General features: G+C 26.3%; 17 protein-coding genes and 1 riboswitch. Of the genes, 9 read left to right on the forward strand and 8 right to left on the reverse strand.

Annotated features, from left to right (window positions below):
• Window positions 1-355: 355 nt before the first annotated feature.
• Complete coding sequence (locus ACRCYC_RS07785) at window positions 356-1222, reverse strand: GGDEF domain-containing protein (RefSeq protein WP_438618579.1); 867 nt, start codon at window positions 1220-1222, stop codon at window positions 356-358.
• A gap of 137 nt (window positions 1223-1359) precedes the next feature.
• Entirely contained in the window at window positions 1360-1584 is a 225-nt protein-coding gene (locus tag ACRCYC_RS07790; protein WP_438618580.1) for a winged helix DNA-binding protein, read from the reverse strand.
• A 202-nt stretch (window positions 1585-1786) separates the two neighbouring features.
• Between ACRCYC_RS07790 and ACRCYC_RS07795 the strand changes: the two genes are divergently transcribed.
• The 8 genes from ACRCYC_RS07795 to ACRCYC_RS07830 all read left to right on the forward strand — a co-directional run bounded on the left by ACRCYC_RS07795 (window position 1787) and on the right by ACRCYC_RS07830 (window position 8379).
• Entirely contained in the window at window positions 1787-2587 is an 801-nt protein-coding gene (locus ACRCYC_RS07795) for a RelA/SpoT domain-containing protein (RefSeq protein WP_438618581.1), read from the forward strand.
• A gap of 129 nt (window positions 2588-2716) precedes the next feature.
• Window positions 2717-3388: a PspA/IM30 family protein gene (locus tag ACRCYC_RS07800; RefSeq protein WP_438618582.1), complete on the forward strand. Its 672-nt coding sequence runs from the start codon at window positions 2717-2719 to the stop codon at window positions 3386-3388.
• A gap of 63 nt (window positions 3389-3451) precedes the next feature.
• A complete protein-coding gene (locus tag ACRCYC_RS07805; RefSeq protein WP_438618583.1) occupies window positions 3452-4129 on the forward strand; it encodes a hypothetical protein in 678 nt (225 codons plus the stop codon).
• Window positions 4129-4800, forward strand: coding sequence for a hypothetical protein (locus ACRCYC_RS07810; protein WP_438618584.1), 672 nt, complete (start codon window positions 4129-4131; stop codon window positions 4798-4800). Before ACRCYC_RS07805 ends, ACRCYC_RS07810 begins: the two co-directional genes overlap by 1 nt.
• Window positions 4801-4897: 97 nt before the next feature.
• A riboswitch (cobalamin riboswitch) is annotated at window positions 4898-5070 on the forward strand.
• 88 nt (window positions 5071-5158) lie between these two features.
• Entirely contained in the window at window positions 5159-5668 is a 510-nt protein-coding gene (locus ACRCYC_RS07815; RefSeq protein WP_438618586.1) for an ATP:cob(I)alamin adenosyltransferase, read from the forward strand.
• Between the two features lie 24 nt (window positions 5669-5692).
• Window positions 5693-6610, forward strand: a complete 918-nt coding sequence (locus tag ACRCYC_RS07820) for an ABC transporter substrate-binding protein (RefSeq protein ID WP_438618587.1) — start codon at window positions 5693-5695, stop codon at window positions 6608-6610.
• The gene (locus tag ACRCYC_RS07825; protein ID WP_438618588.1) at window positions 6594-7619 is read left to right on the forward strand and encodes a FecCD family ABC transporter permease; all 1026 of its coding nucleotides are present in this window, start codon (window positions 6594-6596) and stop codon (window positions 7617-7619) included. The genes ACRCYC_RS07820 and ACRCYC_RS07825 overlap by 17 nt, the downstream gene beginning before the upstream one ends.
• Window positions 7591-8379, forward strand: a complete 789-nt coding sequence (locus tag ACRCYC_RS07830) for an ABC transporter ATP-binding protein (RefSeq protein ID WP_438618589.1) — start codon at window positions 7591-7593, stop codon at window positions 8377-8379. The genes ACRCYC_RS07825 and ACRCYC_RS07830 overlap by 29 nt, the downstream gene beginning before the upstream one ends.
• A gap of 37 nt (window positions 8380-8416) precedes the next feature.
• On the opposite strand, the gene ACRCYC_RS07835 is transcribed toward ACRCYC_RS07830, so the two are convergent.
• From ACRCYC_RS07835 to ACRCYC_RS07850, 4 genes are all read right to left on the reverse strand, one after another.
• Complete coding sequence (locus tag ACRCYC_RS07835; protein WP_438618590.1) at window positions 8417-9487, reverse strand: ABC transporter permease; 1071 nt, start codon at window positions 9485-9487, stop codon at window positions 8417-8419.
• On the reverse strand, window positions 9488-10573 hold the full coding sequence (locus tag ACRCYC_RS07840; protein WP_438618591.1) for an ABC transporter permease: 1086 nt from the start codon (window positions 10571-10573) through the stop codon (window positions 9488-9490).
• A gap of 11 nt (window positions 10574-10584) precedes the next feature.
• Window positions 10585-11517, reverse strand: a complete 933-nt coding sequence (locus ACRCYC_RS07845; RefSeq protein WP_438618592.1) for an ABC transporter ATP-binding protein — start codon at window positions 11515-11517, stop codon at window positions 10585-10587.
• A gap of 137 nt (window positions 11518-11654) precedes the next feature.
• The gene (locus tag ACRCYC_RS07850) at window positions 11655-12470 is read right to left on the reverse strand and encodes a MerR family transcriptional regulator (RefSeq protein WP_438618594.1); all 816 of its coding nucleotides are present in this window, start codon (window positions 12468-12470) and stop codon (window positions 11655-11657) included.
• A 107-nt stretch (window positions 12471-12577) separates the two neighbouring features.
• Here ACRCYC_RS07850 and ACRCYC_RS07855 point away from each other — a divergent pair, with 107 nt between their 5' ends.
• The gene (locus ACRCYC_RS07855; protein WP_438618595.1) at window positions 12578-13912 is read left to right on the forward strand and encodes an MATE family efflux transporter; all 1335 of its coding nucleotides are present in this window, start codon (window positions 12578-12580) and stop codon (window positions 13910-13912) included.
• Between the two features lie 27 nt (window positions 13913-13939).
• On the opposite strand, the gene ACRCYC_RS07860 is transcribed toward ACRCYC_RS07855, so the two are convergent.
• Both ACRCYC_RS07860 and ACRCYC_RS07865 read right to left on the reverse strand, forming a co-directional pair.
• Window positions 13940-14584, reverse strand: coding sequence for a response regulator transcription factor (locus ACRCYC_RS07860; RefSeq protein ID WP_438618596.1), 645 nt, complete (start codon window positions 14582-14584; stop codon window positions 13940-13942).
• Window positions 14577-15538, reverse strand: a 962-nt coding sequence (locus tag ACRCYC_RS07865; protein ID WP_438618597.1) for a sensor histidine kinase, incomplete at its 5' end; no start/stop codon positions are given. The genes ACRCYC_RS07865 and ACRCYC_RS07860, both read right to left, overlap by 8 nt.

Raw genomic sequence — 15538 nt, forward strand, 5'->3', positions numbered from 1 at the left:
ATAGATGATGTAAATCTAAATAAATATATAAATTTATTTTGCAATAGTATAGACGGAAAGATTGTTTGTATAATAGAAAATTCTATGAGTGAAGGAAAAATAAAAATAGATAAAAATCATAAATTCAAAACTACAAAAAAGGATGAAAGAAATCATGGAATTTGAATTGAAAATTTAAAACTAACTTTAGAAAAATATGATGGAATAGTTGATTTTGATATAGACAAAAATAAATTTACAGTAAAATTTATTATTCCTATTGAATATAAAAAAACTAAATAAATCTATAATAAATAAAAATACTATGATAATTTATAATTAATGAAATCATAGTATTTTTATTTATAAATTATTATTAAGAAACGGTATTTCCCGTTTTTTTAGCTTTATATAATTTACTATCTACTAAACTTAAAGCATCATCTATACCGATTTTATCATGGTTTAAATAAGTAACCCCAAAGCTACAAGTAATATGTATATTATGATTATTGTATATAAATTTATTTGTGTCTATAAGATTTTTTAAATTATTAACAATCTCGTAAGTTTTATCTTCCGAAATATTTTCAATAACAGCTATAAACTCATCTCCACCATATCTACAAGTCCAACCTTTAAAATTTTTAATATATTCACTAATCAAATGTGCAATTTCTTTGATAGCATAATCACCACATAAATGGCCATAAGTATCATTAATAGATTTAAACTTATCAATATCTAACATTATTATACTAAGTGTAGAATTTGCATTAGATAAATTTTTTAAAGAATATGGAAGATTTTCATCTAAGTATCTTCTATTAAAAATATTTGTAAGATCATCCGTAACAGCAATCATATTTAATCGATTTATTTCACATTTAAGTTCTTCAATTGTTTTGTCGTGATACATAGAAAACAGGGTATCATTAGATACTTCTTTTATAAGTTCAACTACATATCGATCATTATTTATATTAATTGGAGCAGATATTATCATGTATAATTTACCATCTAAAGATTCTAATTTAGAAAATGAAGAATTTTCATTTAATGCTCTCATAGAAATACAATTAGAGCATGAACTTCCATTTTTCCAAAAATCAAAACAATTATGATTTTCACATATATTAATATTATTATTAAGTTCTATAATTGATTTGTTTTTAGGATCTACGATTCTTTGAATTGCAAATACATTATCTAATATATTTATATTATTTTTTGTAAGAGGCAATAAAAACTCACTTCCATTCTATAAGTAATTATAATAAGTATTATTATAAAGTTTTAAAAGATTATTTGCAAATCAAAACAAATTAAATAAAAACAAAAAAGGGAAGTATTTATGCTTCCCTTTTTGTTATATATGAATTATTTACCTAAATCTAAAACAATTATAGATCTAGGTTGTTTAGGCTTTCTTTTTATGTAGCCTAGTTTTTCAAGTTTTTTTAAATGGCAAAAAACTGTTGATGATGAATTTAAATTAACACCTTTAGCGATTTCTCGAATAGAAGGTGAGTACCCATTTTCTGAAATTGATAATTTTATAAAATTTAAAATTTCAACTTGCTTAAAATATAAATCTGAATACATATAAGAGTTCCCTCCTTGTATTAATTTAAATATATGTAATATTGAGTATAAGATATATATAGAATAACATATTTAAAAGAAAAAATCAAACATATGTTTGGTTTGTGGTATTTAATTTACTATAAGTTTAATAGTATAGTTAAAAAGTAAGATTTTGATATATAATAATAAATGAATTAATATCAAAAGTGAGGAAACTATAATGTTGAGAAAAGATGAATTCCTAGAAAAATATCAAATAACTAAAGATGAGTTAATAAAAAATTATATAGATTGGAATGAGATAGAAAAAATTTATGAAGATTTCATGGTATATAGAAAAAGTTATGAAACACAAGCTGAATTAATAGCAACTATACTTAGAAATCATCCTAAGGTGCACTCAGTTAAAACTAGAGTAAAAGATCCAGAACATTTAATAGAGAAGATAATAAGAAAAGTTGGAGATAGAAGAGAAAAATATGGTGAAGAATTTAATTTTACGGTTGATAACTATAAAAATGAGATAACTGACTTGTTAGGAATAAGGGTAATACATATATTTAAAGAAGATTGGGAAGAAATACATAGCTTTATAACTAGAATGTGGAGAGTTCTTGAAATTGTTTCAAATGTTAGAGAAGGGGATAATACTAAAAAATTTGAAGAACTGGGTATAGAAGTATGTTCAAGACTTTCAGGGTATAGATCTGTTCACTATATAATAGAATCTTACCCAACTACACAAAAGATAATGGCTGAAATTCAAGTAAGAACCATATTTGAAGAAGGGTATGGTGAAATAGATCATCAACTTAGATATTCACATAAACAAATTCCAGAAGTTTTAGCACAAAACTTAATGCTTTTAAATAGAATAGCAGGGAGTTCAGATGAAATGGCTTCTTTAATAAATGTATTAAGTAAAAGTATAGAAGATGTAAAGGTAGAATATGAAGAAAAATTAAAAGAAAAAGATAAGGAAATAGAAGAACTATTAAAATTAGTTCAAAAGAAAAAATAACAAATAGTAACAACTTTAAATAAGTGTGGAAAATACTAGGATTTGTGTTATTATATATATTAATAAATTACAAATAAAATTGAATTCAAACCAAAATTTTAATAAAAATGAATGGAGATGGAATATAAAATGGGATTTTTTAAAAGACTTAAGAATGTAGTAGAAGCTAAAGCTAATAAGGCTATAGAAAAGCATGAAGATCCAATTGAAATGTTAGAATTATCTATAAACAAAAAAGAAAAATTACTTCAAGATGCTAAGAAACAATGTGCAAACTTTATAGCATCAGTAGACAATATAAGAAATGAAAAGAAATCTATAGAGGAAAAAATAGAAAAATATGAGCAAGCTACTAAAGCAGCTATATTAAAAGAAGATAATGAAAAGGCTCAAGGTTTTGTTAAACAAAAATTAGAAATGCAAGAAAAATTAACTCAAACTATTTCTAGAATACAAGATCAAGACAATAAGATTCAAGAAATTAAGTTTAAAATAGAAGAATTAGAGATTGAAATATCTAAGATGAAATCTAAAAAACAAGAATTAGCTACAAGACTTGATGTTGCTGAAATAAACAATGAAATAAACGAAACTTTATCAGGACTTAGTGATGACCATGGTATAAATCTAGATGAACTTGAGAAGAAAGTTCAAGAAAAAGAAAGTTATGGCAAAGCTTTAGAAGATATGAAACCAAAGAATGAAGATACTATGCTTGATGAGTATATAAATAATTCACCGGTAGTTGATTCTAAAATTGAAGATGAATTAGAAAGAATAAAAAGAGAAATGAATAAATAATATATAATATACTACTAAGGTAGATGGTCAAAGGCTATCTGCCTTTTTTGAGGAGGGGACCTTATGAATGAAAAAATAGTAAGTGAAAAAAAGAAATACGACAAAATATATACAGATTTAGTTTTTTCAGTAAATGATTTAAAACAAATACTAAGTGAAAAAGAGGTTAATAAAAGAGTTTTTATTAGGAAAGTTGAAGATCTTTCTAATTACATGGCTTTTTTAAATGATCTAGAAAAAGAAGATAGTCAAGGTGAAAAAGGATTATTTTCTAAAATGTTTAAAAAGAAAAAGGATATAGATACAGAAATTCAAGCTTATTTAACTAGGGATATAAGGGAATCTATAAATAAACTTGATAAATGTGATAAATGTAAATGTATTAACTGTGTAAGTGAGTGTCCTTTTAACCGATGTATAAACTGTAGAGAATTAGAGTACACATATGAATGTGATAAAGAAAAATTTTCATTTACAAAATCTAGTGATACTGTGAGCTTATATAATGGGGATGAAGAATTTAAATTTGATGTTAAGGGATATCTAATAGAAAAACATGAAGATGGATCTTTAAGCAGATATGTTTATTTGGTAGATACTAAAGATAGTGACAATCAACAATTAGTACAATACTTTAAATTTAAAGGCGAAGAAAGTTATGACTCTGTAATAGATGGAGATGATACTAGCAATTTAGATAGACTATATAATAAGTTTATAGAAATGGGGTTAAATGTATAATGAAGAATTTAAAAAGAAATGCTACTCTTTTTCTTACTTTATTTATATTTACTATAACTTGTGCGTTTACATTTACTATAGATAAGGTATATGCAGATTCAGATAATAGCGGTAAAAGTACACTAGAATATAAAGTATCAAAACTAAGTTCATCAAGCAGCTCTAGATCAAGTTTTAGTTCAAAGCCAAGTTCGAGTAGCTTTAAACCTAGTTCAAGTAGTTCTAAGAGTTATAGTAAGCCAAAGTCAAGCACTACAAAACCAGATTCAGGAAGTTTCACAACTAAACCTAAGGCTAAGCCAGATGTAAATATAGATTCAGGATCAAGTTCAAATACATCTAATCCAAAGTCAAGTACTACAAAGCCAGATTCAGGGAATTTTAGTACTAAGCCAACTACAAAACCAAATACAAGTAGTGGTGATGAATCAAAGAATAAAAATAATAAAAAATATGATGATTATGATGACTATGGAAGCTCAAGTAGAAGATCATACATGCCATCAAGTTACGGTAGAGGGTTCTTTGGATTCGGAGGGTATAATCCATTTAGATATATGGGATACAGAATGGGAATAAACCCTATAATAATGGATATAGTTATGGTAATAACTGTACTAATAGTTTTATATATAATTATAGATTTTATAAGAAATAGAAGAAATAGATAATTATTATAAAAAATAGATTAATATAAATATATTTGGGAATATATACTAAGTATTGATTTATATTGAAAAATACTATATAATCCAAGACGAATCCAAAACTAAATAGCAAGTATTAGGTGTTTATATGACTTAATAGGGAATTAGATTAAAAGTCTAAGCTACCCCAGTAACCGTAAAACTGACGAAATTTAAATAAGCCACTGAGAAATCGGGAAGGCAAGAGAGTAGTATGATGTTGAGCCGGGATACCTGCCAATACTTAAAGCTAATATCTTCTGAGGGCTGGATAGTAGTTATAATATTGAAATTTAAAGGCATATCCTCGTGATATGCTTTTTTTATTGAAGGGAGGAGTATCATGTCAAAATATTTAGCATACCCATTTTTATATGATGAACCAGAAGATTTAAGATGTGATTATGAGATATTTACAGATGAAATATCTAGTACGATTGGATTGTTGAGAGCTTTTGTGAAAGATGAAAAATTAAGAAATGAATTAAGTAAAATAAATGAACTAGTTTATCATATGAATGCATCTCTAAGAACTTTTGTAAGTGTGACAGAAGATGAGTTAAAGTGGTTAGAATCTAGAAGTTTAGTTTATCAAGGTGAAATAAAAGGTAGAATTAATAAATTTGTATTGCCTGAAGGTGGAGTAAGTGGAAGTTACGCTCATATTATAAGAACTAAGTGTAAAGCATTGGTTAGATTATTACATAGATATAGAGAGCAAGGACATGATATAGATGAACTATTGTTTGATTTTGCTAATTTACTTTCTGGATACTTTTTTATTTTAGCTTTAAAATTAAATAAAGATGAAGGAATAGAAGAAAAAGAATTTATAAGTAGAAATTATAAATAAAATTTATAAATAAGGAGAATTAAAATGAAAAAAAGAATTTTAGCATTAGTTACTACTATGTTAGTGGTAATGTTGGCTGTAGTTGGCTGTGGTCAAAAAGATAAAGTTATAAAAGATAGAGAGGGAAATGAATTTACAGTACCTTCTAAGATTGAAAAAATAATATCAACAGCTCCATCTAATACAGAAGTACTAGTAGAATTAGGTTTAGCAGATAAATTAGTTGCTGTAGATAAATATTCTGCTGATGTTCCTGGATTACCTAAAGGAATAAAATTGATAGATTTCTCAAATCCAGACCCAGAAGCAATAGTATCACTAGATCCAGATCTAATAATTGCATCAGGACATAATAAAACAGGAAATAGTGAAGATCCATTTAAAGTTGTTAAAGAAGCTGGTATAAGTGTTGCTTATATACCAAGTAGTGATAGCATACAAGGAATATATGACGATATAATGTTTATAGCAGATATAACAGGAACTAAAGATAAAGGTCAAAAAATAGTTGACAATATGAAGTCTGAAGTTGAAGAAATAGCTAAAATAGGGAAATCTATAAAAACTAAAAAGAAAGTTTACTTTGAAATAGGACCATCACCAAACTTATATAGTTTTGGTAATGCAACATTCTTAAATGAAATGATAAATTTAGTTGGAGGAGAAAATATATTTGTAGATCAAAATGGATGGATATCACCAAGTGCAGAATCAGTAGTTGAGAAGAATCCAGATGTAATATTAACTAATGTAAATTATGTTCCGTATGCTGTTAAGGAAATAAAGGGACGTGAAGGCTGGCAAGATATAGCAGCAGTTAAAAATGGACAAGTATATTTAGTAGATGCAAATGCATCTTCTAGACCATCTCAAAATGTAGTTAAAGCATTAAAACAAATGGCGGAGTATATAAATCCAGATGCATATGCAAAACAAAAATAAACAATTAGCGATACTATCAATACCTTTAGTATTTCTAATATTTAGTATTGGAACTTCCATAGGGAGTTCCAATATTCATATACTGGATACTATGAGTATACTACTTAATAAGATGTTTAATGCTCCACTAAGACATGGTATAGACCCAAAAGATATATCTATAATATGGTCACTTAGGCTACCAAGAGTATTGCTTGCATTCATGGTTGGAGGGTGTTTAGCAGTAAGTGGATCTGTAGTTCAATCTATTCTTAAAAATGAACTTGCATCACCATATACATTAGGGGTATCTTCGGGAGCATCACTAGGAGCTGGACTTGTAATTGTACTTGGTATATCAGTACCATTTCTAGGGCAATTAACATTGCCTGTGATAGGTTTTTTATTTGGACTATTAACAGTATATGGAGTAATAGTTTTTTCTTCTAAAATAGACAAAACTATGTCAAATAATACTATTATATTAGCAGGTATGGTATTTTCGTTATTTGTAAATGCATTACTAACAACGCTTACAGCTCTTTTTAGTGAAGATATAAAAAGTATAAGTCTTTGGCAAATGGGAAGTTTTTCTATGAAGGGATGGTCATACGTAAGAGCTTTAGTTCCATTTTTAGTAATAGGTATGATTGGAGTTTTAAAATACACTAAAGAAATGGATATTTTAACATTTGGAGAAGAACAAGCAAAAGCAGTAGGTGTAGATACCAATAAAGTAAAAAAATATTTATTTATATTCTCAGCAGTACTAACAGGAAGTGCGGTAGCATTAAGTGGAACTATAGGATTTGTAGATTTAATAGCTCCACATATGGTAAGGCGTGTATTTGGATCAAAACATAAATATGTTATACCAATGTCTTTTGTATTTGGTGGATCATTAATGGTTATAACCGATTTAATCGCAAGAACTATAGTATCACCTGCAGAACTTCCAGTAGGAGCGATTACGGCAATTATAGGTGCACCATTCTTTGCATATGTGTACTTTAGCAAAGGAAAGAAGTGATAATATGTTAGAAGTGAAAAATCTTTATTGTGGATATGATGATGTAGATATTATAAAAAATGTTAGCTTTAAAGTTGAAAGAGGAAAAAATTTATGTATAGTTGGACCTAATGGGTGTGGTAAAAGTACTCTTTTAAAATCTATTGCAAGTATTATAGAATATAGAGGTAGCATAACTATAGATGGGATGGAAGTATGTAACTTTTCAAGAAGAAATCTTGCTAAAAAGGTAGGTCTTATGAGTCAGATAACTCAAATATATTTTCCATATACTATTTATGAAACAGTAGCACTTGGAAGATATGCTCACTCTAAAGGTGTTTTTAATTCTTTGAATAGAGAAGATAAAAATATTATTTTAGAGGCTATTGATAAAGTAGGGCTTACAGATTTAAAAGATAAGCATATAAATGAACTCAGTGGAGGTCAGTTGCAAAGAGTATTTTTAGCTAGAACATTTGCTCAAAACCCAGATGTTATACTTTTAGATGAACCGACTAATCATCTAGATTTAAAATATCAAATAGAGTTATTAGAACATTTAGCTAAATGGGCTAAGGATAATGATAAAATAGTTATTGGAGTGCTCCATGATTTAAACTTAGTCCATTATTTTAGTGATGCAGTTTGTTTATTAGATCATGGGGAGATAGTTTGTTATGGTAACTCTAAAGAAGTATTTAATGGAGAACATCTAAAAGACGTTTATAATATAGATATAAAAGATTTTATGTTAAAAGTTCTTGAAAAATGGAAATAGAAAAAGGGCTGTCTCAAGTAGAGAACAGCTCTTTTTATTAGTTTTTGGCAAACTCTCTTAGCTTAAAGCTTCCAGCGGTTACAAATACTAATCCTATTAGAAATATAGCTAATATGCTAATACCTACATTAGAATGAGATATAGCTTCTAATGTCCAATAAAGAGGAGAGACTTTAGCTAAGTTATTTAAAAATACAAGATTTCCACTTGATGAACCTAAAAGTGATAGTATTCCTAAAAACATCATACTTATAGAATAAATTATAGATACTATAGATATACTAGCTTCATTTTTGAATATTCTAGTTAATGCAATAATAAATCCTGTTGATGTGAAACAGTTTGCAATAAGTACTAAACAAGTAGTAATGCTAATACTTACATCAAAGATAAAATTTAATGCAATTAATACTATAAAACAACTTAATAGTTGTAATAAAAATAAAGCAAAGAATATACTAAATACTATTTCTATATTTTTATTTTTAGTAGAAAGCATACGAGTAAGTACGTTATTAGAACGAAGGTCTAACAAGTCCTTACATAAAACTCCAGAATTTGCATATAGAAAATAGCAAATTAGAAGCATATACATCATAGCGTTTGAACTTTCTAATTTATTGTTTTTAATTATTTTACTAGTAATAAGTTTAGAGCTTATGTTAGAATCTATACTTTTAGCAATTTTATCATTTACAAAGCTTTCAATTACAGATTCAGACCATATACTACCTCCACCAGTTTGGGTTTTATAACTTTTAACATATGGTTTTATCGTATTATCTAGTTTATATGAAAAGTTTTTATCAAGCACAAATACAGTAGAAGCATCATTGTTTTTTAGCTTGTTAATAGCATAATTTTTTTTATCGTAATTAAAAATATTTTTATCATCTAATTTAAGTTCTTTAATAAGTTCACTTTCATATTTTCCATTTGAATCACATACAAGCAAAATATTAGGTTCGTACATAGACATGTTTTCAGTACCATTAAACATAAATAAAATTACTATCAATGTAAAAGGCATAAATACTAGGCCTACAAGTAAAGGCTTATTTTTAATATATCTTTTTAAATTTGCAAAAATTAATCTAAGTATATTCATTTAAAATTCCCTCCAACTATATTTTTCTTTTATAAATGAAACTATAAATAATAATAGTGAAACTATTATAGTAATAAATATAGTCGAACTTATAGAACTTAAAGTATCACTAAGAGTAAACTTCATAAACATTTCATTTATCAAATAAAATGGAGACAATTTACTGAAAATAGAAAGTTTGTCTGATAAGGGAAAGAAAATACCCCCAAATACAAAATAAACAATCATAATTACGCTAATAACTGTAGTTCCTAAAACCTTAGAAAAAAATGAAGATATAAATACAGAAATACAAGATACTAAAACGCAAGATACTAAACTAACTATAAATAAGGATACTAAGTTTTCATCAAAGGCGATATTAAAAGTCCTGTTAATAATTATATACAGTGATGTAAATATTAAAGAGTATATAACACCGAGTACAAAGTCATATATGAGATGTGTAGTTCGTTTAATAGGCATAGACTGCATTCTTTTTCTCATACCGGTACTTTCTAATATATATTCAGCAGAGACATTGTTAGACATAAATATCATAAGTAAAAATATTAGCATAGATATAGCATAATATTCACTAGAACTTTGAACTTTATTAGAATCTATTAAAGTAGTGTTTATACTAGATTCACTAAATATTTTAGATGTGTTAGTATCTAAATTTAAATTATTTAAATATAGTTTTTCATGATAATCATCTATAATATCTTTTAACATAGAATCAGAAGATCCTCTAGATTGTAACTGTTCTATATTTATAATTATAGATTTTTTGTTCTTTATACTTTCTTCATAGTTCTTAGGAATTATTAATTTTAATTCAGAATCATCATTATTTACATAAAATAAATTTTTAATGTCATTATTAATAAAATCTTTTAAATTTGTAGAAGCAATAGAGTTATCTTTATCAACTATAGTTATAGGAATTGGGTCTACATTTATAGGATTTTCAAATAATATGTTTAGTACATTTCCGAGAAACAGTGACAGTGTAAGAGGAATAACTAGAAATGTAGCAAATAAAAGTAAAAAATTATTTTTTAAAGATTTTAAAAGCATTTTAATATTGGCTAACAGTTTCATAACATGCCTCCTTATCTTAACGATTTGCCTGTAAGATTTAAAAATACATCTTCAAGGCTATAGTCATCATAGGATATTTTAACTATATTACAATCATTTTTCTCAATAACGCTTAAAGCACTAGATAATATAAAGTTATTACTTACAGATAGTGTCAATACATCTTCATTTTCTATTACACTTAAAACTCCGTCTACATTTTTCAAATCATAAATGAGATTAGCAGATATATTTTTAATGTCAAATAATAATTTACTGTTATTAAATACTAGTGATTTTAAATAATCTGTATCCCCAAACGCAACTTCACGTCCTTCATCTATTATAAATATTTTAGAACAAAGATTTTCGACTTCTTCCATATAATGAGAAGTATAAATTATAGTAGTATTTTGTTTTTTAGCTAAATTTCTAAGTATAGTAAATATATAATTTCTAGACTGTGTATCAACTCCAACCGTAGGTTCATCAAGTATTAATATCTTAGGGTGATGAATCATAGCTATAACTATATTCAACCTTCTTTTCATACCACCAGAAAGTTTTTTGACCTTTTTTTTCTTAACTTCCGTAAGACCTGCAATATCTAGCGCTTCATTTACTCTTTCTTTTAATAATTTACCTTTAAGCCCATATAAGGCACCAAAATACTCTAGATTGTCATATGGAGTTAAATGCTCGATTATAGCTAGTTCTTGTGGAACTAGTCCTATCATAGCTTTTGATTTAACAGGGTTTTTAATTAAGTCCATACCATCTATAAAAACAGACCCATTGTTTGGAATCATGAGATTAGTCATAATATTAATTAAAGTAGACTTACCAGCACCATTAGGACCTATAAGTCCAAATAATTCACCTTCATTCACAGTAAAGCTAATATTATCTATTGCTAACTTATCATTAAATCTTTTACTTATATTTTTAATTTCTATAATACTCATACTAATATCAATCTCCTCAAATATTTATTTGTTAATCTTAATATCATTATATAAAATTAAGAAGGGCATATCTATTACACTAAGTCATTAAAAAAAGTGACCTAAGTCACTTTCATAGTAATAATTTGAAATATTATTTAAATAGATTTAATAGGAATTGAGATTTTGGTTATATAATCCTTAGAAGTATAAGAGGTTAAACTATCTAAGATAGAATATTCAAAAGAAGGACCAATCATTTTATAACCATTTGTTTTAATAGCATTAATTAAAAACTCATAAGTTTTACCTATATTCGTATATTCGCCCTTATGTAGAGCTATAGCATAAAGCCCACTAGATTTTTCAATAACATCATAAACTTTTAATTTTTTATAAAGAGGGAAAAATACAGAATCAGCAGTGGTATATTCTTTGAGTAATAAATTTTCAAGAGAAATTATAGTACCTAACTGATAATTGTAAGGATATTTTTTACTAGTTACAGTTGTTAATAATTTTTTAAAAGCAATATCCGTTTGTAAAAGTTGAAAAGGAGCATCAACATTTTGAACAACTAAATACTCTGAATTCATTTCTTTAAAATAAACCTCATCTTCATTAATATCTAAATTTTCGATGGTATCTATTTTATTTTCTAGCCTTTTTATAGTCCTTTGTAAACTTGTTAACTGTTCATCTAATTTTATTTTCTGTTCCTTTAAAAGATTTAATGTTTTAGTGTTGTCTCTTTTTATTAAGAAATCTTTAATTTCCTTTATGGGAATGCCTAGTTCCCTTAAAACTAAAATACTATCTAAAACCTCTAACTGCTCAGAAGTATAGTATCTATATCCGTTATTTTCATCAACTATATTGGGTTTAAATAAATCTATATTATCATAATAAATCAAAGTTTGTTTACGCATTTCATGAAGTTTAGCTAATTCTCCAACAGTAAATTTCATTTTCATATATATCACCTATTATTAAAAAATTTTATTGACAGTATAGTTACTATATCCTTCACAATTATTAATGTCAAGTAATATCAATTACTAAAAAGAATAGAGGGATAAAAATGGAAGCAGTATTTTCAAAGAAACAAAATTATAGAGAGTTTTTAAGATACATATTACCATCAATTATTACAATGATATTTTTATCATTTTATACTACCATAGATGGTTTTTTTGTATCAAGATATGTAAATTCAGATGCCTTAGCATCGATAAATATTGTTATACCAATAACTTGTATAGTATTTGGGATAGCTGTAATGTTAGCGACGGGGTCAGGTGCATTAGTTGGAATAAAATTAGGAGAAAAAGATAAAAATGGTGCAAATCAGTTATTTTCATTTATAACTGTTACCCTTATTGGGATAGGTATAGTACTTACTATTTTAGGCGTAATATTTTTAGATCCAATACTAATATTTTTAGGAACAACAGATAAGCTATTTCCATATGCAAAATCCTATGGATTAGTAACTGTACTTATGACTATACCTATGATGTTAAAATTGTATTTTGAGTATTATGCACGTGTAGATGGAAGTCCTAAAGTAGCATTATTAATGTCATGTTTAGGGTTAGTACTAAATATAGCTTTTGATTTTTTATTTATAGTAGTATTGAAAATGGGAATTTTAGGAGCCGGATTAGGAACATATATAGCGATAACGGTATCAGGATTAATTGGGCTATTATACTTTGTAGGGGATAGATCAAGTTTGAAATTTACAAAGCCTAAATCTGATTTTAAAGCTTTATTTAATTCTTGTTACAATGGTAGCTCTGAGATGTTTACAGAATTATCAACAGGTATAACTACATTTTTATTTAATAAAAGTATATTAGCATTTAGTGGAGAAACTGGAATAGCGGCAATGTCTATTATAATTTATATTTATTATTTCTTTATAGCTGTATACTTTGGGGTGTCAGTTGGAATATCTCCTATGATTAGTTATAACTTTGGAGCTAGAAATAAGGAAAAGATAAATGAGAGTTTAAGACATAGTTTTGTAACTATAGGATGGAGCTCTTTAGCTATATTTTTAGTATCAATGTTTTTAGGGAAAGACATAATAGCACTATTTACTAATGATTTAGAAGTATATACAATTGCAGCTTCAGGTATGAAATTATTTTCATATGGATTTTTACTTATAGGCATAAACATATTTATGTCTGGGTACTTTACTGCAATAGGAAATGGACAAGTATCTGCAATAATATCTGTATTAAGGTCATTAATCTTTGTCGTAGCTACAATTGCTATACTACCCAATATAATTGGATTAAATGGAATATGGTTAGCTATACCTATAGCCGAGTTATTGACTATATTCTTCTCAGTAATATTTTATATTAAAAAAGGAAGAAACATATTAGAAGATAAAAAAAATTAATATAAGGGGGGATGTAACCCCCTTATATTAAGATACGATTTTATTTTTAAAAGCAAAAATAGCTATTTGAGTTCTATCACGAAGACCAAGTTTGCTAAGTATGTTAGTTATATTATTTTTAATTGTTCCTTCAGATAAGAATAAACTTTCACTTATTTCTTTGTTAGTAAGTCCATCAGCTATTAAAGATATTATATCTATTTCCTTGTGCGTTAAATTAAATTTTTTTAAAATACTATCTAGACAAATTTTGTTTTCACTGTAAATAATTTTGCTAGCAACATTTTTATCAAAAACTATATTTCCACAGATGCTAGACTTAATTCCTTCATAAAGTATTTCATCCGAGCTATCTTTTAATAAATAACCAGAAGCACCAAATTTTATAGCATTTTTTATGTATTCATCATCATTAAAAGTAGTAAGAATAAGAACGCTAATAGAATTATCATATTCTTTTATTAATCTAGTGCCTAAAACGCCATCACAAATTTTCATTCTAATATCTATTAATACTAAATCCACAGTATTATTCCTACAAAAATCCAAAGCTTCGTATCCATTAGAACAATCTCCGACAATCTCTAAATCTTCATAGCTAGATAAAATTATTTTCAAACCACTTCTAATTAATTTTTCATCATCAACAATTAAAATTTTTATTTTACTCAATAAATTCACCTCCTATATTTTTAGGAAAAGAAGCTCTTATAAGAAATCCATTTTCACAATTTACAAATTCAACTTTTCCTTTTAATTCAAAAATTCGTTCTGATATGCTATTTAACCCATTTCCTTTTTTTATATTAAAGCACCCTAACCCATTATCTTTTATATTAAGTATTAAGGAATCGTAATTAAATGTTATAAATATATCTACTTTAGTACATTTTCCATGTCGCAGAGCATTAGATAGAGCTTCTTGAATTACTCTATATAAAGCTATAGATTGAACACTTGACAAACTCCAAGTATTTTTAGAAATAGTCAATTTAACATCTGTAGCAGTTAATTTAGCAAAATTTTTAGTTAACTCATCTATTTTAAATAAATTTTGATAATTTTCATATTCATTAGGTTTTAGTTTAGATATAGCAGTTCTAACCTCTATAAAACTATCTTTAACAAATTCCCTAAGTTCATTAACTAATTCATATAAATCTGGATTATTTTTTAATAAGCGTTTTACAGCTTCAAGTTGAATTATGGTTGTTGATAAACAATGCCCCACGCTATCGTGAATTTCTCTAAATATTCTATTACGTTCTTTTAGGATAGCTAGTTCTTCAACTGAAGTTATATAAACTTCTAAATCTTGATTGGCTTTTTTTAACTTATCCTCTGAAATTCTAAGTTTGTCATAGGTATTTTGATATTGTACTTTATTTAAAAATTCTTTGTATATGTATAAACTCATTAACGTAACTATTAAAAGTATAGATAAATCTTGGGTTAATATAAATATTGAGGTATTTATATTAGTTAAAATTACTAGTACAAATGTAATTATAAATAATAAATATTTCAATTTATTTTCATATAAAAATGCTATATCAAATAATGTAGGAATAAAGTAGAAAAAATTAACAGTACTTAAATTTTCATTTAGAAAATAAATTAAAAGTA

The organism is Paraclostridium sp., from assembly GCF_051657365.1.
In the GTDB taxonomy this organism is placed as follows: domain Bacteria; phylum Bacillota; class Clostridia; order Peptostreptococcales; family Peptostreptococcaceae; genus Paraclostridium.

Bases quoted from the DNA above. Each gene is read 5' to 3' on its own strand.
- ACRCYC_RS07790 (WP_438618580.1), bottom strand. From the start codon at position 1,584: ATGTATTCAGATTTATATTTTAAGCAAGTTGAAATTTTAAATTTTATA.
- ACRCYC_RS07795 (WP_438618581.1), top strand. From the start codon at position 1,787: ATGTTGAGAAAAGATGAATTCCTAGAAAAATATCAAATAACTAAAGAT.
- ACRCYC_RS07800 (WP_438618582.1), top strand. From the start codon at position 2,717: ATGGGATTTTTTAAAAGACTTAAGAATGTAGTAGAAGCTAAAGCTAAT.
- ACRCYC_RS07805 (WP_438618583.1), top strand. From the start codon at position 3,452: ATGAATGAAAAAATAGTAAGTGAAAAAAAGAAATACGACAAAATATAT.
- ACRCYC_RS07810 (WP_438618584.1), top strand. From the start codon at position 4,129: ATGAAGAATTTAAAAAGAAATGCTACTCTTTTTCTTACTTTATTTATA.
- ACRCYC_RS07815 (WP_438618586.1), top strand. From the start codon at position 5,159: ATGTCAAAATATTTAGCATACCCATTTTTATATGATGAACCAGAAGAT.
- ACRCYC_RS07820 (WP_438618587.1), top strand. From the start codon at position 5,693: ATGAAAAAAAGAATTTTAGCATTAGTTACTACTATGTTAGTGGTAATG.
- ACRCYC_RS07825 (WP_438618588.1), top strand. From the start codon at position 6,594: ATGCAAAACAAAAATAAACAATTAGCGATACTATCAATACCTTTAGTA.
- ACRCYC_RS07830 (WP_438618589.1), top strand. From the start codon at position 7,591: ATGTGTACTTTAGCAAAGGAAAGAAGTGATAATATGTTAGAAGTGAAA.
- ACRCYC_RS07835 (WP_438618590.1), bottom strand. From the start codon at position 9,487: ATGAATATACTTAGATTAATTTTTGCAAATTTAAAAAGATATATTAAA.
- ACRCYC_RS07840 (WP_438618591.1), bottom strand. From the start codon at position 10,573: ATGAAACTGTTAGCCAATATTAAAATGCTTTTAAAATCTTTAAAAAAT.
- ACRCYC_RS07845 (WP_438618592.1), bottom strand. From the start codon at position 11,517: ATGAGTATTATAGAAATTAAAAATATAAGTAAAAGATTTAATGATAAG.
- ACRCYC_RS07850 (WP_438618594.1), bottom strand. From the start codon at position 12,470: ATGAAAATGAAATTTACTGTTGGAGAATTAGCTAAACTTCATGAAATG.
- ACRCYC_RS07855 (WP_438618595.1), top strand. From the start codon at position 12,578: ATGGAAGCAGTATTTTCAAAGAAACAAAATTATAGAGAGTTTTTAAGA.